This window comes from Halomonas piscis (assembly GCF_031886125.1).
GTDB lineage: Bacteria > Pseudomonadota > Gammaproteobacteria > Pseudomonadales > Halomonadaceae > Vreelandella > Vreelandella piscis.
This window is the reverse complement of sequence record NZ_CP119391.1, coordinates 2,302,079-2,324,256: the sequence shown is the minus strand read 5'-3', so window position 1 is coordinate 2,324,256 and position 22,178 is coordinate 2,302,079. Positions and strand designations below refer to the sequence as shown.

At 62.5% G+C, this 22,178-nt stretch carries 19 protein-coding genes; 6 read left to right on the top strand and 13 right to left on the bottom strand.

From position 1 onward, the window contains the following. Positions 1-57: 57 nt before the first annotated feature. The 7 genes from P1P91_RS10895 to P1P91_RS10865 form a co-directional block, all read right to left on the bottom strand. A complete protein-coding gene (locus P1P91_RS10895; protein WP_311882571.1) occupies positions 58-513 on the bottom strand; it encodes a hypothetical protein in 456 nt (151 codons plus the stop codon). A gap of 2 nt (positions 514-515) precedes the next feature. Then, positions 516-1,721, bottom strand: a complete 1,206-nt coding sequence (locus P1P91_RS10890; RefSeq protein ID WP_311882569.1) for a tyrosine-type recombinase/integrase — start codon at positions 1,719-1,721, stop codon at positions 516-518. Between the two features lie 337 nt (positions 1,722-2,058). Further along, positions 2,059-2,784, bottom strand: coding sequence for a hypothetical protein (locus P1P91_RS10885; RefSeq protein ID WP_311882567.1), 726 nt, complete (start codon positions 2,782-2,784; stop codon positions 2,059-2,061). A 143-nt stretch (positions 2,785-2,927) separates the two neighbouring features. Then, positions 2,928-3,911 carry a glycine zipper family protein gene (locus P1P91_RS10880; RefSeq protein ID WP_311882566.1) on the bottom strand — a complete coding sequence of 328 codons (984 nt, stop codon included), beginning with the start codon at positions 3,909-3,911 and terminating at the stop codon, positions 2,928-2,930. A 398-nt stretch (positions 3,912-4,309) separates the two neighbouring features. Beyond that, positions 4,310-5,374 carry a response regulator gene (locus P1P91_RS10875; protein ID WP_311882564.1) on the bottom strand — a complete coding sequence of 355 codons (1,065 nt, stop codon included), beginning with the start codon at positions 5,372-5,374 and terminating at the stop codon, positions 4,310-4,312. Further along, positions 5,371-7,143, bottom strand: coding sequence for a sensor histidine kinase (locus P1P91_RS10870; RefSeq protein ID WP_311882563.1), 1,773 nt, complete (start codon positions 7,141-7,143; stop codon positions 5,371-5,373). The genes P1P91_RS10875 and P1P91_RS10870 overlap by 4 nt, the downstream gene beginning before the upstream one ends. Next, positions 7,140-7,682 carry a molybdopterin-dependent oxidoreductase gene (locus tag P1P91_RS10865; protein WP_311882561.1) on the bottom strand — a complete coding sequence of 181 codons (543 nt, stop codon included), beginning with the start codon at positions 7,680-7,682 and terminating at the stop codon, positions 7,140-7,142. The genes P1P91_RS10870 and P1P91_RS10865 overlap by 4 nt, the downstream gene beginning before the upstream one ends. Positions 7,683-7,883: 201 nt before the next feature. Here P1P91_RS10865 and P1P91_RS10860 point away from each other — a divergent pair, with 201 nt between their 5' ends. Beyond that, positions 7,884-9,887: a vWA domain-containing protein gene (locus P1P91_RS10860; protein ID WP_311882560.1), complete on the top strand. Its 2,004-nt coding sequence runs from the start codon at positions 7,884-7,886 to the stop codon at positions 9,885-9,887. Between the two features lie 254 nt (positions 9,888-10,141). After that, positions 10,142-11,596, top strand: coding sequence for an MFS transporter (locus P1P91_RS10855; RefSeq protein ID WP_311882559.1), 1,455 nt, complete (start codon positions 10,142-10,144; stop codon positions 11,594-11,596). Between the two features lie 41 nt (positions 11,597-11,637). On the opposite strand, the gene P1P91_RS10850 is transcribed toward P1P91_RS10855, so the two are convergent. The 3 genes from P1P91_RS10850 to P1P91_RS10840 all read right to left on the bottom strand — a co-directional run bounded on the left by P1P91_RS10850 (position 11,638) and on the right by P1P91_RS10840 (position 13,176). Then, a complete protein-coding gene (locus P1P91_RS10850) occupies positions 11,638-12,225 on the bottom strand; it encodes an SCO family protein (protein WP_311882558.1) in 588 nt (195 codons plus the stop codon). A 119-nt stretch (positions 12,226-12,344) separates the two neighbouring features. Continuing rightward, positions 12,345-12,794, bottom strand: coding sequence for a copper chaperone PCu(A)C (locus P1P91_RS10845; RefSeq protein WP_311882557.1), 450 nt, complete (start codon positions 12,792-12,794; stop codon positions 12,345-12,347). Positions 12,795-12,828: 34 nt separating this feature from the next. Next, a complete protein-coding gene (locus P1P91_RS10840) occupies positions 12,829-13,176 on the bottom strand; it encodes a hypothetical protein (protein WP_311882556.1) in 348 nt (115 codons plus the stop codon). A 217-nt stretch (positions 13,177-13,393) separates the two neighbouring features. On the opposite strand from P1P91_RS10840, the gene P1P91_RS10835 reads away from it, so the two are divergent. Beyond that, positions 13,394-15,004 carry a BCCT family transporter gene (locus tag P1P91_RS10835; protein WP_311882554.1) on the top strand — a complete coding sequence of 537 codons (1,611 nt, stop codon included), beginning with the start codon at positions 13,394-13,396 and terminating at the stop codon, positions 15,002-15,004. Between the two features lie 182 nt (positions 15,005-15,186). Beyond that, positions 15,187-15,627, top strand: coding sequence for a DUF411 domain-containing protein (locus P1P91_RS10830; protein ID WP_311882553.1), 441 nt, complete (start codon positions 15,187-15,189; stop codon positions 15,625-15,627). Positions 15,628-15,753: 126 nt separating this feature from the next. Here the strand turns inward: P1P91_RS10830 and P1P91_RS10825 are convergent, their stop codons facing one another. From P1P91_RS10825 to P1P91_RS10815, 3 genes are all read right to left on the bottom strand, one after another. Next, positions 15,754-17,211, bottom strand: coding sequence for an SLC13 family permease (locus P1P91_RS10825; protein ID WP_311882551.1), 1,458 nt, complete (start codon positions 17,209-17,211; stop codon positions 15,754-15,756). 49 nt (positions 17,212-17,260) lie between these two features. Then, the gene (locus P1P91_RS10820; protein ID WP_311882549.1) at positions 17,261-17,986 is read right to left on the bottom strand and encodes a phosphatase PAP2 family protein; all 726 of its coding nucleotides are present in this window, start codon (positions 17,984-17,986) and stop codon (positions 17,261-17,263) included. Between the two features lie 203 nt (positions 17,987-18,189). Continuing rightward, entirely contained in the window at positions 18,190-19,440 is a 1,251-nt protein-coding gene (locus tag P1P91_RS10815; protein ID WP_311882547.1) for a M20/M25/M40 family metallo-hydrolase, read from the bottom strand. 228 nt (positions 19,441-19,668) lie between these two features. Here P1P91_RS10815 and P1P91_RS10810 point away from each other — a divergent pair, with 228 nt between their 5' ends. Together P1P91_RS10810 and P1P91_RS10805 are read left to right on the top strand one after the other, a co-directional pair. After that, positions 19,669-21,132 carry a sodium-dependent transporter gene (locus P1P91_RS10810; protein WP_311882546.1) on the top strand — a complete coding sequence of 488 codons (1,464 nt, stop codon included), beginning with the start codon at positions 19,669-19,671 and terminating at the stop codon, positions 21,130-21,132. 148 nt (positions 21,133-21,280) lie between these two features. Beyond that, complete coding sequence (locus P1P91_RS10805) at positions 21,281-22,177, top strand: alpha/beta fold hydrolase (RefSeq protein ID WP_311885788.1); 897 nt, start codon at positions 21,281-21,283, stop codon at positions 22,175-22,177. Position 22,178: the final 1 nt, after the last annotated feature.

Below are 22,178 nucleotides of genomic sequence, written 5' to 3'. Positions count from 1 at the left end.
TGCGACAGGTTCATTTTTCTATGGGCGGGCTGATAACTCCCCGAAGGGTTGGGGGTGCTAACCCTTCATCATGTCGCTCAGGTACTTTTCCAGGGTGCGAGTGGAAACATCAAAGCCAGCGGCAACGAACTCTAGCACCGCCTCTCTGGTGCTACCGCCATTCATCTCGATTGCCTTGGCATCGGCGGCAAGCTGCTCTAGGTCATCCCTGCTCGGCTGGCGCTGAAAGCACCAGATGGCGCTAAGGTCATCATCATCTTGCGTGTGTAGATACCGCGTCACGCCTAGCAGCGCCGACTGTATAGCCATCTGCTGGCTCCAGTGGCCACTGATAACAGCCTTCGGGCCGGTCTTGCTGTATCGCCGCTTGCCTTCCATCAAGTCGGCTATCAGCGGCTGCATCTGTACGGGCATCGGGTGGCCGCTGCGCAGCAGGCTAACCAGCTCGGCCTTACTTGAGTCGCCTTTGTTGACGTGGTGGGCGAAGTTATACCAAGGGTTGGATAAGTCCATCTTCATGCCTCCTTGCGAATCGGCGTCACGCTGCCAGCGCTACCGGCTGGCTCGGCCAGATAATCGGCCCAATCAGCCATCAGGCGGCGGCGCTTGTCGAGCATGTCACCGCGCCGATACGCGGCCTCGGCAGCGTTGCGGATGGTATGCGCCAGCGCCTGCTCGATGGCCTCGCCGGGATAAGCGGTGCTCTCGCCAGCCCAGTCTCGGAACGTGGAACGGAAGCCGTGAACGGTGATAGGACGGCCATCCTGCTTTGGGTCGCTGTATGCCTCGCCTTCGGGGCGCTTGCCGTTCATGCGCTTAATGACGGCGGCCAGCGTGGCGTCTGACATCTCGCCACCACGCGGCGCCGGGAATACCAGCGGGTTGCCTTCCATGCGCGGCAGGGCCTCCAGCAGCGACACGGCAGACGGAGACAGCGGGACGCGGTGCTCTACCTTCGCCTTCATGCGCTCGGCTGGCACTGTCCAGACGCCGCTGGCAAGGTCGATCTCTTCCCACTTGGCACCACGTATCTCGCCGGAGCGGGCGGCGGTCAAGATAGTGAACTCCAGCGCCTTGGCAGCCAGGCCGTTACGAGTACGTAGGTCGGCCATGAACTCGGCAGCGCAGGTATAGGGCAGGGCGGCATGGTTCTTTGCCTTGGCGACCTTGCTGGGCTTGGGCAGCACCGCGTCAAGGTTGCCGCGCCACTGCGCCGGGTTATCGCCGCTGCGGTGCCCGTTGGCCGTTGCCCATGCCAACACCGCCTCGACACGCTGGCGCAGGCGAGTAGCTGTCTCGGTCTTGGTTTCCCAGATCGGGCGCAGCACCTTGAGAACGTGGCTTATCTCGATGTCGGCAACGGCCATTCTGCCCAGCACCGGAAAAGCGTAGGTCTTGAGCGTATTCGCCCACTGTTGAGCATGTTTTGGGTTCGTGGCCTCGGCCTGCTTATTCTTCATCACCTCGGCAGCGGCGGCGGCAAAGGTCACTTCCCGTGCCTGCTGGGCTATTAGCTGGCTGCGCAGCTCCCGGCGCTCGGCTACCGGGTCGATACCGGCGCGAATCTTCTCCTTGGCCTCTCTGGCTGCCTGACGGGCACCGGCCAGCGTCACGTCGGGAAAACCTCCCAGCCCAATGTCACGACGCTTGCCGCCTATGACGGTGCGTAGTATCCACGAGCGGCCAGCCTTATCTGATACGCGCAGGTTGAGGCCAGACACGCCTCCCACCGCATGGAAGCCGGGCGTATGTAGCCGCCTGACTTCAGCCGCGCTTAACTCCTTCGCTACCTTTGGCATCGCTTTTCCTCCCCATCATCCGTACCAACATAAATAGTACCATCGGCGGCGATTGGTTGCGACACCTTGAGACAAGAATAAGGGCGGGTTGGCTGTATGTTGCTGATATGGTGGGTTTAATTGGTAGGGATTAAGACATGGTGAGACGCGACGGCGGCAGACTCCTCCTCCGCCAGAACATAGCGAAAAAGCCCGCCTCGAGCGGGCTTTTTTGTGTCTGAATACGCTGGCCTTGAGCAGCCAACAACCTCAAGAGGTGTCAAGGCGCTCCCATGCTGCCCATCTGGCTTTGCAGATCCATTGGTTGGGCAGGTAGCTCAAAGACGGAGGCGGGCGGGTCGGTGCGCTGGATCGACTCGAGCCTCAGCTGATCGCCGAGGCGCAGCAGGCCTCGATCCTTGTCGGGAAGAACGTCCAGCCAGCTCTGGTTCGTTTCCTTGCTGGCCATGCCGCCCATCACGCCGAAATAGGCGTGGGTCATTTCCACGACCAGAGGGTCGTCGGTAAAGACGACCTCGTCGGGCCCTTCGTCTTCGTCAAAAAGGTTCGACTGCACCTGATAAACTCGGCCCTTGAAGCCGGCTAGGGTTTCAGTTTTGCCGGTCGCCTGGGTTGAGAAAAGAGCGTCGGACGGGTCTTTGTCCTCCTGATTCTTTCCCTGGTGAGTCATGGAATGCATCATCTCAATCATGGCGCCTATATCGATGACTTCTACTTCGCCGTCGCTGCGGCTTACCGTATATGTCTTGCCGTCAAGGCGGAAAAGCGAGCTCTCTTCGTCAAAATCCATCCGTACCGTATCGGCATCCTGCCAGGTAAGGGAAATCTCGGTTGGGCCCGTTTCAATCATCTGATTGCCAATCGGCATGGAGTGACCGGCTTCTATCAGAGTGGCCTTGCCGCCGGCCAGCGCAAGACCAGGCAGGAGAAGGAATAGCGGGGCTATAGGCCGAAGTCGAGTGGGAAGATTCTGCTGTTGGCTCATGGTGTTTTCTCGCTGTGGATGTGATGGGCTGACTCGAGCAGAGCCATGTCGGAGCGCCTATCTTGGCGCCGTAAACGAAACGAGCGAGCAATTCGTAGCTGCTGTCAAATGGCGAACCAAGTAGTAGAACGCTGCTTGATGCGCTATGGCACAGTATTTTTTCCCTCAACTTCCTGTTCCTGCCGGCTATGGCCCCACTCTTTAGCTTTGCTCTTCAGCTCGCCGAACTGGTTGGATATGGCGCCCAGTTTCTGCTCCCATTCCGGATCGGGCTGCTGATCCTGGGTAATCTTGAAAAACACCTGCATCAGGGCGGTCATCGCGAAAGGTTCAATCACGGCCTGTTTAACGCCCCAGGCAAACGCCAGGGCGATAAGCAGCGCAAACGAGCCGGCAAGGTCCGGGAACAGCGCGACCAGACCGGCAATCGGCGCAAGAATCAACAGGAAAACGCCCAGCGTCAGCCCCCAGATGATAAACGTCAGGATGACGGCGTTAAGGAAAAAGGCTTTGTAGTTTTGCGCGTAAAGAATCAGTGCGGTGCGGCTGGACGCCCAGGGATTATCGCTGCGGGTGCGAATGTTGTACGCCAGAATGACTTCGTCAAGGTAGGTTAGTGACAAGCGAATGAAGGTGTTCATCAGCTTGGCAACGCCTTCGATGCCGGGAATCGGTATCACGGCCGCCAGCGTAAAGAAGGCGCGGTTGAACACCTTGATAACGCCCTTGATCAGCTGATCAACGCCGAACAGCACGTTGGATTCGGCAAAACGCTCTTTGACCACGCCTTGCGCATAGCCGATCTGGCTGCGCCCATCGGGGATTTGGCTGCCGTCCATCAGCTTGACCAGCACGGCAATATGCCCCGCCTTGACCATATAGAGTAGGTATTCGCGCAGGAAATACATCACCGCGCCGGCCAGGCCAAACCCGATAAAACCGCCCCAGGTAGCGCCGGTGCCGGTATCGCCAAAGACTGCACCGGCGGTATAGCCCACACTCGCCCCCGCACCGGTAGCAAGTACATAGCCAAGCGTGATGCCGAAGTAAATCAAAAAGCGAAAGATCAAAAAGGGGGACGTGCGGCGCATCAGCCCAATAATGCTGCTGACTTGAAAGTCTTTCATGGTATTGACTCCGTCAATCTGTTTGTTGTGCTTGCCTGGCGGATTTTTTTATAGCGCATGCACGGTGCGACTGTCGCCTGAGCTGCTCGTGCTCAAGGGTGCGAAGCTCGCGCGCGAGGCTGTTCAACTCTCGACACAGCTGGCGGCGTTGCCGGTGTGGGCTGCCCTCAGTGTTTAGACGGCTGGTGGTTCGCCTGCTGCAGGCAGATTGCAGCCAATGGCAGCGGCAACCGTTAACCGCAATAGCGTCATCCGTTGTCCCTTGAAAGCTGGTCGTGGCCAGGCAGAGCGCGCCTTCGTTGCCGTAGCGTATAAGCTCAGCGGGACTGACGCCCCGTTTGAACGAGGGGGAGCACGGGCCCTGGAGGAGGCTATCTTGGCGGCTGAATCGGCGAGTTTTATTCGGAGTTCACCATCATGGGGCCGGCAAGTATCAGTGCGATCAGGTCGGCCTGGCGATGAGTGCGAGTCTTGTCAAACAGGTTACGCATATGGAAGGCGACGGTGGTCGGGGAGATGCCAAGCTCGCCGGCAATGTCTGCTTTGCGAGCGCCGCCGGCCAGCGCCCCGGCGACCCGTGCTTCGGTGGGGGTCAGGTCAAACAGCTCCATCAGCAGCGTCTCTGATGCGCGGCGGCGCTGGTGAGAAGGCGAGAGGAAGACGACAGCGCCGGGCTGGCCTGAGTGACCGTTTATCGGCTCGCCGGGCAGCGCACAGATCAGCGCTGAGACGCTGGCAGGCTGGTGCTGGCACGCCAGCATAGCGCCGACCACCCTGTCTTTACCCGCCATGGCAGCGGCGCGAGCTTCGTCAAGGCCTTGCTGTAGTGCCCGGTTGGAGGGTGTGTCCAGCGCCTGAATGCCGGTATCGCGGAGATGAATGACGTCGGCGTCATCGGCCAGGCTGCGCGCTGCCCGGTTGACGCGAACCGGCCTGCCCTGAAGATCAAGCAGCACTACGCCCAGGGTGATCAAGTCCAGCGCCTGGGTAGCGCCGCTGCCGGAAAGCTCGCCAACGGCGGTGCGCAGCGTGGAAAGCTCGTCGCGGTGATGCCGGTAAAGGCGTTTGACCTGACGCAGGTGCGCCTCGACGGTGGCCAGCATCAGGTCGTAATCAATGGGCTTGACCAGATAGTCGTCAGCTCCCTGCAGCTTGCCCCTGACCACTTCGTTGGGTCCGGCGAGAGCGGTAAGAAAGATGAACGGCGCGGTTGCCAGTGTCGGATGCCGGGTGCGCACGGCGTCCAGCAGCTCGTAGCCGTCCATGCCGGGCATGGTGATATCGCACAGCAGCAGGTCGGGTGGGGCTTTGCTCAGCAGATCGAGCGCCTGCTGGCCGTCGCTTGCTACACTGGTGCGGTATCCGGCCTCCCGAAGTTCGTCGGCGATATCATCGCGCAGGGCCTGCTCGTCTTCTATGACCAGAACAAGCGCGCTGTCTGGGGCTGTCACGAAGTGGGTCATGTCATGGCTCCTGCGTAGCGGGGCAGTGTCAGACGAAAGGTGACACCCTGGTCTGCGGGCTGCAGGTGCAGCTCGCCACCCTGCATGCGCGCAAGCGTTTGTGCCATGAAAAGGCCGATGCCGGTGCCGGCAATGCCTGCGCTGTTGACACCGCGATAGTTGCGTTCGAACACTCGTTCACGATCCTGGAAAGCGATCGGCGCGCCGTCGTGGTGGACGTCGCAGATCAGCCGGGCGCTGTCGGCATGGATGCGCACAGTGATGGGGGCTTTGTGAGGGGCGTACTTGGCGGCGTTGGACAGCAGGTTTTCGAGTATCTGCTCGACATGGGCCGGGTCGCAGAAGGCGGTCGCGCTTGTGGCGATGGCGTGCTCGAGCACTATTTGACGCTCCGGGGTGGTCTCGCGCTGGCGCTCACAGACCGTTTCGACAATGGCCGCGACGCTGCACCGTTGCCGGCGTGCGCCGATCTGGCCGGCATCCAGCCGGGCGGCGTCGAGCGTGCTGTCCACCAGCCGCGTGAGCCCGGCAATGGCGCGCCTGGCGCGTTCGGCGCGCTCGGCTATCTCTTCCGCTGGGGCGCGTTTTCCGCGACGCACCAGGCGCTGCAGGGCCGAGTCCGCCACTGCCAGCGGCGTGCGAAACTGGTGGGATACCATGGCGGCAAAGTTGCGGTACAGCTCGGCCGCCGAGCGTTCACGCTGGAGCGCGCTGTTCAGCTCCCGGGTGCGCTCGGTCACCAGCTCTTCGAGTTGATCGCGATGCAGGGCCTCTTTTTGCTGGGCAGCGTGCCTGTCCGAGGCGTCGTGCAGCAGCAGAATGGCGCCCAGGATGGTGCCGTCGTCGCGCATCGGGAAGGCGTGCAGATCCACATACAGCGCTGTCGCACAGCCGGGCGGAAACAGCGGCTGTAGCGTTAATTGCGATGCGCTACCGGCGAGCGCTCGAGCAACGCCTTGGTGCACCGCCGGCGTGGTGAAAAAATTGGCGATGTTCGCCAGTGTCTCGCCCGTTGCCTGGCTTTCCGACTTGCCGGTGATGTCGACCATGGCGGGGTTCCACAGCGTACAGCGTCCGTCGTTGTCCACCGCCAGAATGCCCTCGCCGCTGGAAGCAATCAGCAGCGCCGAAAAGTCGCGTTCCCGGCGAAGCATCCGGTTGCGACGATGAGACTGACGCAGTGCTTGAACCAGCGTGACGGTCAGGACGGCGCCTGCAACCATAATGCCGGCGAGCGAGGCCATGGCCTGATGGAGCTGTGTGCGCTGGGCTTCCAGGCGTCCGCCGAGATCGTCCCACTCGGTGATCATGGCTACGTTGGCAGCTTGACCCAGGCGGCGTGCAAAAGGTGCCAGTCGGCTGCGCAGGCCGGGGCCGGCATTGGGCGTAAAAGCGCCGATCTCCGGCGCCAGGCTATCCAGCGTACGGCTTAGCTGGTCCAGCGTGTCGGTAAAGTGAATCTGCTCGATGAAGCGATGCTGCGGTCCGGCGTGGAGCAATGAAATCCGGCTTTGCAGAATGTCGAAGCGCAGGGCGACGTCGTCTGTTGAGGCGGCACCCGCTTCAGCCAGAGCAATGGTGCTGGTCAGGCGCAGCGCCGCGACTTCTGCCTGGTGCAGCACCCAGAGCATGTTCTGCTCGGCATCGACTCGCATGTCGCTTTCCACATCCAGCATGCGAATCAATGAGAACGACAGCAGCAACGCAAAGGCGGGCACCGCCGCCAGCGGCAGCCAGACGCCGAAAATGGAGGAGCTTAGGCGTTTCATTGCACTTCCAGTCGGTAGAGCTGCCATACCCAGCGATAATCATAGCGGATATCCTGCAGCGCTCTATGCGCATCGCGCGGGTAGACAATCCACAATGGCCCCTTGCCTGATCGGGTTAAGCGCTTGCCGTCCATGGCGTAGGCCACGATCACATCAAACCGATAAAAATCCTTCACGGGGATGTTCACGGCGTAGTCGTTCAGAGCAATGGCGGTTACTTGGCTGCCCGGGATATTTATCTGCTCCAGCAGGTCGCGCATTAAAAAGCCACGAAATTCATGCGTGCCGTCGGTCACTACTGTGGAGGTGGTAAGCGTCGCTGCGGGTAGCGCTTGCAGATCCTTGCGGTTCAGCTCGACGGTTTCGCCGCTCGTAGGGTCGGTTATCTCAAGTAAAACCTGACTTGGAGCCGTGTCTTGTACGTTGCCGGGTTCAGGCGATGGGGACGCGTCGTTAGCCTGGGCGGCCGTGCCTGGGCACTGTAGCGCAAGAGTAAGCAAGATGACCCTGCCGAGCCATACGCCGGGCAGTTGCCACATGATAAGCCTCCTGTGGAGCGGTGGGCCATAACGGCCAGTGTAGTATCGGAGCTGAAGACTTGCCCGGCCCCTGTCTGAATAGACGGGGGCAAGCACGGCGCCTGCTGCGACCATGAGGCCTCCGGGACTCAAAAGCGGATGACGGTCCGCCGGGAGCGCTCGTAGCAAGTCAATTAGCGGTGAGCATGCAGGAGAAAAATAATGAAACGGCTTACAGCGACGTTGTCAGCGACCCTTGCCACAGCCTGGCTGGCCTGTGCCGCTCTGGCCCAGGCGAACGAAGAGGTGGTTATCGTTTACGACGCGTCCGGCTCAATGTGGGGGCAGATTGACGGCGTGAGCAAAATGGAAATTGCCCAGGAAGTAATGGCAGAGCTGATTAACGAGTGGGACGAAAATACGCCTTTGGGACTGGTGGCCTACGGGCATCGCCGCCAGGGTGACTGTCGGGATATTGAAACTCTTATCGAACCCGGGCCGTTAAACAAAACGAGCTTTATCGATACCGTTAATGCCATCAAGCCCAGGGGCAAAACGCCCATCTCGGCTTCGCTCGAGCACGCCGCTGACCTATTGTCGTATCGTGACAGCCAGTCGACCATCGTGCTGATTTCCGACGGGCTGGAAACCTGTAACGCCGATCCCTGCGAGCTTTCCGAGCGGCTTGCTCGGCAGGGCGTGCAGCTGACGACCCACGTTGTCGGCTTTGACCTGGAAGCCGATGCTCACGAAAGCCTTGCCTGCATTGCCGACAATACCGGCGGCCTCTTTGTGCCGGCTAACAATGCCGCCGAGCTGCATGACGCGCTGGACCAGGTGCAGGTGGTCATGGGGCAGCCAGAATCTCAGCCGGCGCCGACATTGCCTGACATTGGGCTGACCGTACCCGAGCAGGTGACTACCGGTGCGCACTTTACGGTCAGCTGGAGCGATACCGTTGCAAGTGACGACTACTACACCGTGGTGCCGGCGGGCGCCGATGAAGGCGAAACGGGCGATCGCGGGCTGGTACGTGACAAGCGCGAAGGCACGCTTACGGCGCCGGCCGAGCCGGGGCTTTACGAGGTGCGTTATATATTGCGCGAAGGCATGAAAACGCTGACCAGCGCGCCGCTTGAAGTCGTGAAAGCCGAGGTAGCCATCAGCGCCCCCGAAGAGGTGACTACCGGTGCGTACTTTACGGTCAGCTGGAGCGATACCGTTGCAAGTGACGACTACTACACCGTGGTGCCGGCGGGCGCCGGTGAAGGCGAAACGGGCGATCGCGGGCTGGTACGTGACAAGCGCGAAGGCACGCTTACGGCGCCGGCCGAGCCGGGGCTTTACGAGGTGCGTTATATATTGCGCGAAGGCATGAAAACGCTGACCAGCGCGCCGCTTGAAGTCGTGAAAGCCGAGGTAGCCATCAGCGCCCCCGAAGAGGTGACTACCGGTGCGCACTTTACGGTCAGCTGGAGCGATACCGTTGCAAATGACGACTACTACACCGTGGTGCCGGCGGGCGCCGGTGAAGGCGAAACGGGCGATCGCGGGCTGGTGCGGGACAAGCGCGAAGGCACGCTCACGGCGCCGGCCGAGCCGGGGCTTTACGAGGTGCGTTATATATTGCGCGAGGGCATGAAAACGCTGGCCAGCGCGCCGCTTGAGGTAGTCAATGCCGACGTGACCATCAACGCTCCTGACATAGTGCGTGCCGCTACGCCTGTCACGATTAGCTGGAGCGATACCGTTGCAAGTGACGACTACTACACCGTGGTGCCGGCGGGCGCCGATGAAGGCAAAACGGGCGATCGCGGGCTGGTACGGGACAAGCGCGAAGGCACGCTCACGGCGCCGGCCGAGCCGGGGCTTTATGAGGTGCGCTACGTATTGCGTGAAGGTATGAAGACGCTGGCCAGCGCGCCGCTTGAGGTGGTAGGTGAAAATGCTCCGCTAGATCACGGAGCCGGGCTTTCGGTGCAGAAAAAAGCGGCTCCCGGTGAGACGATCGTCGTCACCTGGCGCGGCGGTAGCGATAGTGGCGATCAGCGCATAGCTCTGGCGCACAAGGACCAGCCGGAATTCAGCTGGATCAGCGTGACACCGATCGGGGAAAAAAAGTCCATGGAGCTGGCCATGCCGGAAAAGTCCGGCACCTATGAGATTCGATTCTTGGACGTTACCGGTCGCGAACTGCTTGGCCGCTCGGTGATTGAGGTGCAGTAACAATATTGTCGTCGGTGGGCGTCTCTGCCGCCGTCTGCGCTGAATGAAATGTTTCCTATACCCTGCACGACAGCCTTGCCCCCGCAAAGCTAGGCTTCTAAGCGACTGTTATACTCAATGCCCGGGGCGCTCGCGATGGCCGAGTGCGCCCCTTTATTTTGTCGTTGGTTGTATGTTGTCGGCGGGCTTGTCGAGTGTAAGGGGAGCAATGATTCGTGCACAAGCAGGTTGAAACAAACGCAGCAGAGTATGACGTGACACGCGACCCGATACGCTGGCGCATCCTGATTGTGCTGCTGGGGGCGATTGCCATGTCGCTGATCAGCGTGAGCATCGTCAACGTGGCGCTGCCTTCGGTACAGGAGGGGCTGGGGGCGTCGCAGTCGGATTTGCAGTGGGTGCTATCGGGCTATGCGCTGACGTTTGGCGTGGTGCTGGTCGCAGCCGGCCGGGCGGGCGACATCATGGGCCGCGGGGGCATTTTCATTATCGGGGTGACGGTGTTCACCGCCGCCTCGATCGCTTCGGGGCTGGCGCCCAACGCTACCGCGCTCAACGCTGCGCGGTTCGTGCAGGGCGTGGGCTCGGGGCTTTTGAACCCTCAGGGCGTGGGCATGATCCAGCAGTATTTTCGCGGCAGCGAGCGCGGCCGGGCGTTTGGCTACTTCGGCAGCGTGGTAGGGGTCTCGGTGGGCATCGGCCCGCTGCTTGGCGGTTTTCTGATCGAGCTTGGCGGTACCGATATCGGCTGGCGGCTGACGTTTTTGGTCAACGTGCCCATCGGCGTGCTGACGCTGATCCTGGCCTTTGCCTGGTTCCCCCGGCCGCTCTTGTCCGGCGGGCCGCGCGGCAGCGCGAGCGTTTCCCACCGGCTTTTGCATATCGGCCGCTCGCTTGACCCGGTGGGCTCCCTGCTTTTGGGCCTGGCGGTGTTCGCGGTGCTGCTGCCGTTCATGGAAGCGCGCACGTCGCCGCTTACCTGGCTGTGGCTGCCCGCAGGCCTGGCGCTGGTGGTGGCCTGGGTGCGCTGGGAGCGCCACTACGCCCGCCTGGGGCGCAGCCCCATGGTCGACCTGAATATTTTTGCCACCCGCAGCTTTACCAACGGCTCGCTGATCATGACGCTGTACTTTTTGGGCATGACCAGCATCTGGGTTCTGGTAGCGCTTTATATGCAGGAAGGCATCAATCGAACGGCGCTGGAAGCGGGGACGGTGGGCATCCCCTCGGCCATGATGTCGGCCTTTGCCGCCAACTGGGCAGGCAAGCGCGTATCGCGCTATGGTCGCAAAGTGGTGATCGGCGGGCTTGGCTGCGCCATTGTCGGGCTTTTGCTGTGCATTACGGTGATCCTGTTGCACGCCGGCGGCCATATCAGTCCCTGGTGGCTGATGGCGTCGCTGGCGCTGGTGGGAACGGCTCAGGGGGCGGTGGTCAGCCCCAACCAGACGCTTACCCTGGCGGAGGTGCCGTTGGCCTATGCCGGCAGCTCCGGGGCGATCATGCAGACCGGCCAGCGTATCGGTACTTCGGTAGGCATTGCGGTGATTACCGCGGCGGTGTTTGGCCTGCTCAAGGTGACGTCCTGGCCGGTCGCGGCGGCGAGCGGCTTCGGCATTATCGCGCTGGTGATCTGCACGGCGCTGGTGGTGGCGATCAAGGACCAGCGCGATAGGGTGCGCAGCGGGCGCAGGCAGGCAAAGAGCTAGGCAGCCTTGTACCCGAACCCGTCCCCACCGGTGTGACACGATTATTTCAGCAGCGCTTCCAGGTCGTCGATGAGCGCTGCGTCGGAATCCGTGTCCCGAGTGAGGAAGGCCGGCTCGCCGTCGCGGCCAAAGGCCATGACGGCGCTTGAATGCGTGACCGCATAGTCGCCGTCGGCGTCCTTGTCGCCGTAGCTGTAGTGCACTCGGTAGCGGTTGGTTACGGCGTCGATTTGCTCCTTGCTGCCCGTGAGTCCCACAAATCGAGGGTTGAAGGCGTCGGTATAGGCGTCAAGCACCGCCGGGGTATCCCGGGCCGGATCCACCGAAATGAACAGTACCTGCACCTGGTCGCTCTCGTCGGCATCCAGCTGGCGGATCACAGAGGCCAGTCGGGCAAGCGTAACCGGGCAGACATCGGGGCAGTGCGTATAGCCGAAAAATACCAGCGTCGGTTTACCCGCATAGTCGCTTTCGTCCACGGTCCGACCGTTTTCATCGGTCAGGGTAAAGTCCAGCGGCGGCAAGCGATCGGAGATATCGGCGGTGCGCCATTCATGACTTTCTTCGCAGCCGGTCACTGCAATGAGTGCAGCCAGGACGGCAAGTCCGATTAAAAATCGCCTGAGCATTTTCCCCTTTCCTTGCTGTTTTCTAGCTTCGTCTGAAAGCTCTTTTCCGCCGGCGTTCGCGCTTTCCTCCGCCGGCTAAGCCCTCCAGACCGCCTTTACGGCGCTAGGCGCCCTGGCGCTTAGCGCTCGGCCGGCGAGACTACGTCAAAGGTCACCTTCAGCGGGTCGCGCTGCTGAAACTCAAGCTCGACAGTGACGCTGTCGCCCACGGAGAGATCCGCGCTGCGCTGCATGAGCATCAGATGGTGCCCCTTGGGAGCAAAGGTGAAAGTGCTCTCCGGCGCCACCTCGACGGCGTCAACCGCGTGCATGTTGGCCATGCCGTCCTCTTCGATGCTTTGGTGCAGCATCACCTTGTCAAAGGCTTCGCTTGCGGCGCCGGTGAGTGTGACAGGGGTATCGCCTGTGTTGTTCAGGGTGAAATAGCCGGCGCCGGGAAGGTCGCCGGGAAGCAGCCGCAGCCTGGCGTCGGTGGCTTCAAGGCTGGCAGCGGCAGCGCTGCCGGCGGTCAGCAGCAAGACCCCCAGTAGCAGGGTGGGAAGGCGGTGGGCAAACGAAAGCGGGGGCAAGGCATGGCTCCTGTGTCATGAGGACGGAAAAAAACTAGCGAGTATCCCGGCAGATGGCCGACAGGTCGCAGTGGGAAGTGAACGCCCGGGAGCTGGCGTCGCGCACTACCCTGTGATTGACCGTATCGTAGAAAAAGGACGCGTAGCCGCTGCTGCCGTCAAGCGGGCGGTAGGAGCCGCAGATGCCGTAGCCGTACTGGACTTCCTGGAGATTGCGCAGCTCGAAGACGCTGGCAGCGGTCTGCTCGGCCAGGGCTTGCTGGATATCGGCTTCGACGTCGCTGTCGGACACCGCCTCGCCGCCGAATATCAGCGCGCCAAGCGCTGCGCTTACCACAACCGGCAGGGCGAGGACCAGCCAAAAAGAGCGGGATGTTGTCATGGATCAAGTTTATGCCGCTCGCTCGCGGCGGGCAACGGCGTGCGACATTATGGCACTCGGCACCCGGGGCTGCCGGATATGCCGGCCTGGCCAACCGCCATGTTCGACACCTGGCGGTTGTGCTTCTAATCTGAGAGGTGAGGCAAGGCGCTGCACGTAGCGGACTCTTTTCTCCGCCTTGTTTCCTTTCCCTTTCTCTACCACAAGGATAACAACGATGGAGAAACTGGCGCGCAGGCTTGGCCTGAGAACGGACCCCGTTATCTTTTTTATTGCCGCGGGCATCATGGTGGTGTTTCTGGTGACGCTGCTGCTGATCCCCGAAATGATCGAGGATGCCTTTGGCGCCGGACGCCTGTGGATTGTGACCAACCTGGGCTGGTTCTTCATTTTCGGGGTGACCAGCTGGGTGGCGTTTCTGCTCTGGGTTGCCATCAGCCGTTACGGCGCCATTCGCCTGGGCGGCAACGACGCCAGGCCCGACTACGGCAACGTCTCCTGGTTCACCATGCTGTTTGCCGGCGGGATCGGCACCGTGCTGATGTTCTGGGGCGTGGCCGAGCCGATATCGCACTTTTCCAACCCGCCGCGTCCGGACGTGGACGCCTTTACCGTGGAGGCAGCCGACGATGCCATCGGCTTTGCCATCTATCATCTGGGTCTGCACACCTGGGCGATTTTCACCCTGCCGGGCCTTGCTTTTGCCTACTTTATTTATCGCTATGATCTCCCCATGCGCTACAGCTCGGTGTTCTATCCGCTGATCGGAGATCGCATCTACGGCCCGCTGGGCAAGACGCTGGACGTCTTTGCAGTGCTGGGCACGCTGTTCGGGGTGGCGGTATCCATCGGCCTTGGCACCCAGCAGATCAATGCGGGCCTAAGCGAGCTGTTCGGTATTCCCAACGCCGTCACGCCCAAGGTCATCATCATTACGCTGCTGACGGCGGTCGCCGTGGGCTCGATCGTTGCCGGGCTGGACGCGGGGATCAAGCTGCTTTCCAACATCAACATCGGCATGGCCGTGGGGCTGATGTTTTTCGTGCTCTTTACCGGCTCGACGGTATTTTTGCTGCGCGCCACCATCGAGACGTTCGGCCTCTATATTGCCAATATCGTGCCCATGGCGTTCTGGAACGACACCCTGGCCCAGTACCAGCAGCAAAACGGCGGCTGGGGCTGGCAGGGCAACTGGACCGTCTTCTACTGGGCGTGGACGGTGACCTGGTCGCCGTTCATCGGCATTTTCGTGGCGCGGATCTCTCGCGGGCGCACCATCCGCGAGTTCGTGCTCGGGGTGCTGTTTGCGCCGTCGATTTTTACCCTGGTGTGGTTCTCGATTTTTGGCTGGTCGGCCATGGAGATCGATGGTATCGGCGCCGACGCTCGCGCAGCGCTGGGCGAGCAGGCCGGGGCGCTGTCCGCCGCGGTGGAAGACAGCATACCGCTGGCCATGTTCGCCTTCTTTGAGCACTTCCCCTTTGCCACCGTCATCAAGGGGCTGGCGGTGCTGATCGTGGCCATCTTTTTTGCTACCTCGTCGGACTCGGCGTCGCTGGTGGTCGACATGCTGTGCACAGGCACGCCGGATCCGGGCCCGGTTCGCCAGCGGCTTTTCTGGGGGATTTCTGAAGGGGTGCTGGCGGCCATGCTCATCGTGCTGGCCGGAGAGACCGGGCTGTTGGCGCTGCAGCAGGTCATTACGGTGATCGGCCTGCCGATCTTTATCCTGGCCTTCATCATGATGGTCGGGCTGTTTCGCGGGCTGCGCCAGGAGGATATCAAGAAAGCCAGCGTGGGCGAGCCGCCGCGCACGGCGGACTTGTAAAAACGCGGCCTTCTTGCTGCCGGTCAACGTTATGGCAATTGGCGGCTTAGCGGAGGCGTCAGCGCTTGACCTGCGGGCCGCCCGCAGGTCGTATGATCTGACGAGCTCCGGCAGGCCGCGACCCGTGGCGTAATAGCGCCGGGCCTACGAATGCACTTGAACGAACCAACACGGAGAACGCCATGCGCCGCGTATTCACCCCGCTACTGCTGGCCGGCTTGACGTCACTGAGCGCTACCGCCGCCCAGGCCGCGCTGCCGGAAACCGCCACGCTCTACAAGAACCCGCAGTGCCTGTGCTGCGACGCCTATGCCCGCCACCTAGAAGCCCAGGGCGTGGATGTCAGCGTGGTCAGCGATGCCGACATGAACGAGATCAAGACCCGGGCCGGCGTGCCCTACGGCAAGGGTTCCTGCCATACGGTCAAGATCGGCGATTACTGGATCGAGGGTCACGTGCCCATGGCTGCGCTGGAGGCGTTTTTCGACGATGCGCCGGCCACTGCCGGTATCGGCCTTGCCGGCATGCCCATCGGCACGCCGGGGATGCCGGGCGCCAAGACCGAGCCTTATCACGTCTATACCTTCAGCGAGCACGAAGCCGCGTCCTACATGACGCTTTAAGCGGAGCGCAAACGGTGCAAGGCCCCCGGTGGTTGCCATCGGGGGCCTTGCTGTATCGGGGTAGCTGGGTCAGGCGCCGGTAGCGCCGGCGCCTTGCGTAGCGCCGGCAATTAGACCAGTAGGGCGCTACCAGAGCAGCGTGATCAGCAGGTAGACCAGCAGGGTGACAACGGCGGTGCCCGCCAGGTTGAGGGCGAAGCCGGCTCGGATCATGGACTGGATCCTCATGTGCCCGGTGGCAAACACGATGGCGTTGGGCGGCGTGGCCACCGGCATCATGAACGCGCAGCTGGCGGCAATGGCAGCCGGCACCGTGATCAGCAGTATCTCGTGGTTGATGGACACCGCCAGCGCACCCAGCAGGGGCAGAAAGGCGGCCGCCGTGGCGGTGTTGGAGGTGACCTCGGTGAGGAAGATGATGACCAGCACCACAGAGGCAATCAGCGCAAGCAATGGCACCGTGCTCAGCAGGGCCAGCTGCTCGGCGATCCAGTCGGCCAGCTCCGACTGGGTGATGGCCCCGGCCAGCGCCAGGCCGCCGCCAAAGAGCAGCAGTACGCCCCAGGGCAGCTTTTCCGCTTCCGGCCAGCTGAGCAGGCGCTGGCCGTCCTGCTGGCCGCTGGGGATCAAAAACAGCGCAATGCCGGCGGCGATGGCAATGCCGGTATCCGAGAGCCAGTCCAGACCGGCGCTGTTGAGTAGCGGGCGGCAAATCCACGCCAGAGCGGCTAGCACGAAGACGCAGCCCACGCGCTTTTCTGCCCGGGTCATGCGGCCCAGGCGCGCCAGCTCCTGGCGGATCATGGCGCCGCTGTCCTCGCCGGTGTTGATCTTGAAGCCGCCGCGGCCAAGCCACAGCCAGGCCAGCGCCATCATGGAAAGGCTGACAGGCACCCCGACCAGCATCCACTGGGCAAAACCGATGTCGATGTTCTGCTCGTTGAGCAGATAGCCTGCCAGCAGGGCGTTGGGCGGCGTGCCGATCAGGGTGGCAATACCGCCGATGCTGGCAGAGTAGGCAATGGCCAGCAGCAGCGCGGTGGCGTAGCGAGCAAGCTCTTTGGGGTCGCTGTCATCGAGCAGGGTGATCACCGACATGCCGATGGGCAGCATCATGATCGACGTGGCGGTGTTGGATACCCACATGCTCAAAAAGCCGGTCGCCAGCATGAAGCCGGCAATCTGGCGCCGGGGCTGGGAGCCGACGAGGCGCAGCACCAGCAGGGCGATGCGCCGGTGAAGGTCCCAGCGCTGCATGGCGATGCCGATCAGAAAGCCGCCCAGAAACAAAAAGATGATGGGATTGGCGTAGCTGGCCGAGGTCGCCTTGACGGTATCGATGCCGAACGCCGGCACCAGCACCAGGGGCAGCAGCGACGTGGCCGGAATCGGGATGGCCTCGGTGGACCACCAGGTCGCCATCAACAGGGCGATGCCGAGGCACGACCAGGCGGCCTCCGACATGCCGGCCGGGGCCGGTAACACCCAGGTTATCAGCAGCCACAGCGGCCCCAGAACCAGGCCGATACGCGCAGCGGTGCCTGAACCGGACGCGTTTCCTTGCGCTTCTTTATGTTCTCCCATGTACTTCTCCCGGAGTGTCTAGCGGCTGCCCGGGCTAGCGTTAGCGGGCTCAATGGGGCCGGCGCGCACGCAGGGCAGCGAGTTTCTGTTCGCCGCGCTCCAGAGCGCGGGTGATGGCGGCGCTGCACCGGCGGGCGATGGGCGTACACAGCACCCAGGGTAGCAGCAGCAGCACGATGGAAAGCGAGCCGACGAGGACGTCGCTCAGCCAGTGGGCCCCGGCCATGACCCGAGGCACTACCGCACAGGCTACCAGCAGCAGGCTGGCAATGCGCGTGGCGCGGTCGCCAAAGGTCAGCATGAAGGCGGCAAAGATCATCGCCATGATGCCGTGATCGCCGGGAAAGCTGTTGCCGGCCTGGTCCTTGGTGGCGAAGTGTACAAGCTGGGACAGCAGGTTGGCGTCGTCGAACACCTTCGTCGGACTGGGGTGAGAGTAGGTAATCAGGTTGCGTACCAGCTCGTTCATCAGCCCGGCGGTGATCAGCATGGTCACGCCGATGCCGAACCAGCGCCGATAGCCGCCCTGCCTGTCGCGGTAGCTGGCGCTGACCATGATCGCCAGCATGGCGAACATGATGACCATGTCGAACTTGCGGTTGTTGAGCGCGGCAAGCAGCACGTTCCAGCGCGGATTGTCGACGCTGATGGTGTGATTGAAAAACCAGAAAACGGCGTCGTCAAGGTAGGCCCAGACGGTAAAAGACGGCGTTACCCAGCTGAGCAGCAGGGCAACGCCGAGGGCGTTCAGAATCAGGATTCGGCGGGCGAGCATGGTGGTCTCCGGGGCGCAGCGGATAAAAAAACCCGCCGGTTCCCAGGACGGCGTGTCGACAACAGAAGGGCAAGTTCAACCCATCAAGAACACCGTTTGAAAACCGGCGGGCGCTATTTTACCAAGTTGGCGTTTAGTCCGCTAATCTTGTTCTGGAGGGCGGCGAGGCCGCTTCCCGCCTGGCCCCTGCCCGGCCTTGCGCGCTATTCGCCTTCGTCGTCGGGCTTGTTGCTGCCCTGGTGGGAAAGCGGGCGGGCGTTGTCCAGCCGCGGATGGTTGTCGAGGAACTCGCGCTCGAGGTTTTCCCTCTTGTCCAGCGCCTGAATGGTATAGGTCAGGGCGTGGACGGCAGCGAGCACGTCCCGGGTGTTGCCGGTCTCCGAGATGGTATGCATGTTGCGGATGGGAAAGCCGATGGACGTCGCCGCGCAGTCGACGCTTGCCAGCACGCCGGCCATGCCGTCGGTGCCGGTGTCCACGCCGACGATGTCGCGCTGTAGCGGAATGTCGTGATCGCCGGCGGCCTGGGCGATGACGCGGTTGAGCTGCTCGCTGGCGATCGAGCCCACCGACATGGTGAAGCCCTTGCCCATTTCCAGCGGCTGCATGCGCTTGTCACCGATGCCGGGAGCCGCTACGTAGTCGTGGTTGACGTCGACGCCGATCAGCGCGTCGGGCTTGAGCTCGCCGGCCAGCACGCGGCTGCCGAAGCGGCCGATTTCCTCGTAGCTGGCAACGGCAAACATCACCCTTACGTTGTCCGTACCGCCGGCTTCGGCAATCAGCCTGGCCACTTCGGCGGTGGCAAAGCAGCCCAGGCCGTTATCCAGGTAGGCGCCGTAGAAAGTATCCGGGCTGAAGCCCTGGCGGATGGGGCGGTTGAAGATGATCGAATCCCCCGGGCGGACGCCGAGATTTTCCACCTGCTGCTTCTTGTTGTCGCCGTGAATCTGCAGGTCAAGGTAAATCTGCTCTTTCTTGATGCCCTTGTCGCCGGAACGCTGGGCCGGGTCGGAGAAGTGGATGGCGCCCAGCGCCTCGACCGTGCCGCCTTCCAGGCAGCGGTATTCGCCGGGCTTTTCCGGGTCTTCGCTGAACAGCTTGACCTCGTGACCGATGAGCACCGTGGGCAAGAACGAGTCGGTATTGATCCAGACTTTGCCGTCTTCGCCGATGGAGCGCACCTGCATGCGGATCTTGTCGGCATGGCCGATGAGCATCAGCTTGAACATGTCGTCGCGCCCGGGATGGGTATCGAGTACCACGCCGGCGTTGCCCTTGAACTGGTGAAGCTGCCAGCCTTTTGGCGCGAAGCGCTCAAAGTGCGGCTTGAGCACGCCGTAGGTCATCGCTGCTTCCAGGCCTACCGGGCTAGGGGCGGCGAGGATGTCGCGCATCAGGGAGAACTGCGCGTCGGGCATGGGCTGTTTCCAGGGGGCTTGGGTCTGACTCATGATGACTCCTTTCCGGATGGGCGCGCCGGCGGTGCCGGCCGCGTGGCATGACAAGTTATGGCATGATCCGCCATGACTCATCCTTGATAGCAGATGGGGGCGTAAAAGGCAGAACCCAAGGCGGGGTGGGCGGCGAGCCATAGGCGGGGCGCCACGGGTCGGGTAAAATCGCCTACCATACGGCGCACAGGCCATGGCCGGGAAACGGACGCAAATAACGGAGTATCCATGACGACGTCACAACAACCACGCGTGCAGTGGCTGGGCCGCTGGGGCTTTCTACTTGCGGCCACCGGCTCGGCGGTGGGGCTTGGGAACATCTGGAAGTTTCCCTATATTACCGGCGAATTCGGCGGCGGCGCCTTTGTGCTGGTGTATCTGGTATGCATTTTTGCCGTGGGCGTTCCGGTAATGATGACCGAGATTTCGCTCGGGCGGCGCGGGCGCGGGAGCCCCGTGGACGCTATCCGCCGCGTGGTCAACGAGTCCGACCGCGGTTCCGTATGGTCGCTGGTGGGCTGGATGGGTATGCTCTGCGGCTTCATGGTTCTGTCGTTTTACGTGGTGGTGGCCGGCTGGTCGTTCGCCTACGTGTGGAAGATGCTGACCGGCGGTATCAGCGGCACAAGCGTGGACGACATGGTGGCGGTGTTCACCGCTCATAATCAGAGTCCGATCAGTCTGGGGCTCTGGAGTACGCTGGTGACGGTGGCGACCATGTTCATCGTCGGCAAGGGCGTACAGAAAGGCATCGAAAGAAGCGTCGGCTGGATGATGCCGGGGCTGGTGCTGATGTTGTTGCTGCTGATTGTTTACGGTTTTTTTTCCGGCGGCTTCGGCGAGGCGGTGCGCTTTTTGTTTGCCTTTGACGCCGACAGCCTGTCGAGCGCGGGAATGCTGGCAGCGCTGGGGCACGCCTTTTTCACCCTGTCGCTTGCCTCCGGCGCGATTCTGACCTACGGCAGCTACCTGCCCAAAAGCGCCTCCATCGGGCGCACCGCCATTGGCGTCGCCATCGCCGACACCGTTGTGGCGCTGATGGCGGGGCTGGCCATTTTCCCGGCGATTTTCGCCAACGGCATGGACCCGGGCGAAGGCCCGGGGCTGATTTTCATGAGTCTGCCGCTGGCGTTTCAGTCGATGCCGCTGGGTACGCTGTTTGGCGTGCTGTTCTTTATCATGCTGTCCATGGCCGCGCTGACGTCCTCTATTTCGATGATCGAGGCCACGCTCTCCTGGCTGTGCGACAACAAGGGGCTGTCGCGCCCCCAGGCGGCCTGGAGCGCGGGTATCGTACTCTGGCTGATCAGCACGCTTGCCATGCTGTCGTTCAACGTCGGCGCCGACTGGACGCTTGGGGGCAAGAATTTCTTTGACTGGCTCGACTATCTGACGTCGCGCTTCTTGATGCCGCTTGGGGGGCTTGGCATGGTGGTGCTGGCGGGCTTTGTGCTCAAGAGCCAGACGTTTCGCGACGAGCTGGCGTTGCCGCCGGTACTCTATGCGGCCTGGCTGTTTATGGTGCGCTACGTAAGCCCGCTGGGCATCGTGGTGATCTTTATCAATGCGCTGGGGCTCTATCAGGTGTCGCTTGCCGCGGACTGGCCGTGGCTGATTTGCATCCTGGTGGTCATGGTGGTAGCCGGCGAAGCGTTGAGTCCCAGGCTCGGCCGGGCGCCGGCAGCGCGCTAGCGCAAAAGCCAGGCGCCCACCGCCAGAGCGGCAATCACGGTGATGAAAAAGACCCGGTTGCGGACGACGGTGTCGCGGCGTGGCCTCATGACGGACTCCTGGAGGATGGATGACAATGAACAGCACGATGCTGCAGGACAGTGCCGGCATGGTAGACGCTGGCGCCACCGACGTCACTTCGCTGTCGCTGGCCGAAGGCAGGATAGCGGCGCTTGCCTGGGGGCGCGAGCAGGCGCCGGTGTGGCTTGGGCTGCACGGCTGGCTGGATAACGCCGCCAGTTTCTCACGCCTGGGGCCGCAACTCGCCGAAAGGCTGGATATACGCCTGGTAGCGCTGGATTTTCGCGGGCACGGCCTGTCCGCCGCCAACGCCGTCGCTACCGATGACTATGCCATTTGGGACTACGGCCACGACGTGCTGGACGCCATGGACGCGCTGGCGCTGGACGACGCCGTGCTGGTAGGGCATTCCATGGGGGCGGCGGTGGCCTGCCTGCTGGCCGCTGCGCTTCCCGAAAAAATCCGCCGGCTGGTGCTGATCGACGGCCTGGGAATGTTGTCCACCGCCGTCGAAGATACCGCCTCCCAGCTGCGCCGCGGCTTTCTCGCCCACCGCCTGCGTTCGTCGCGCATGCCCGGCTATGCGGATGTCACAAGCGCCGTTGCCGCCCGGGTAGCCGGCGGCGTCACGCCCATCGATGCCGATACCGCCGCGCCGCTGGTCGAGCGCAACAGCCGCCGACTGGAAGACGGCCGCGTGACGCTGCGTACCGACAGTCGGCTGCTCAAGCCCTCGCCGGTGCGTTTTACGCCGGAGCAGGTGCTGGCGCTGCTGGCCGATATCCGCTGCCCGGTGCAGCTGGTGGAGGGCGAGCAGGGCATTCTCGGCGAGCGCGCCTTTGCCGCAAAGGCCCGGGCGGCGGTACCCAACCTGACCCGCCAGGTCGTGCCCGGTGGGCATCATCTCCATCTGGAACGCGATCGCGTTAACGCCGTAGCCGATGCGGTGGTCAACGGCTGTGCGGCTGGCCAGGCGCTGCGCTGAG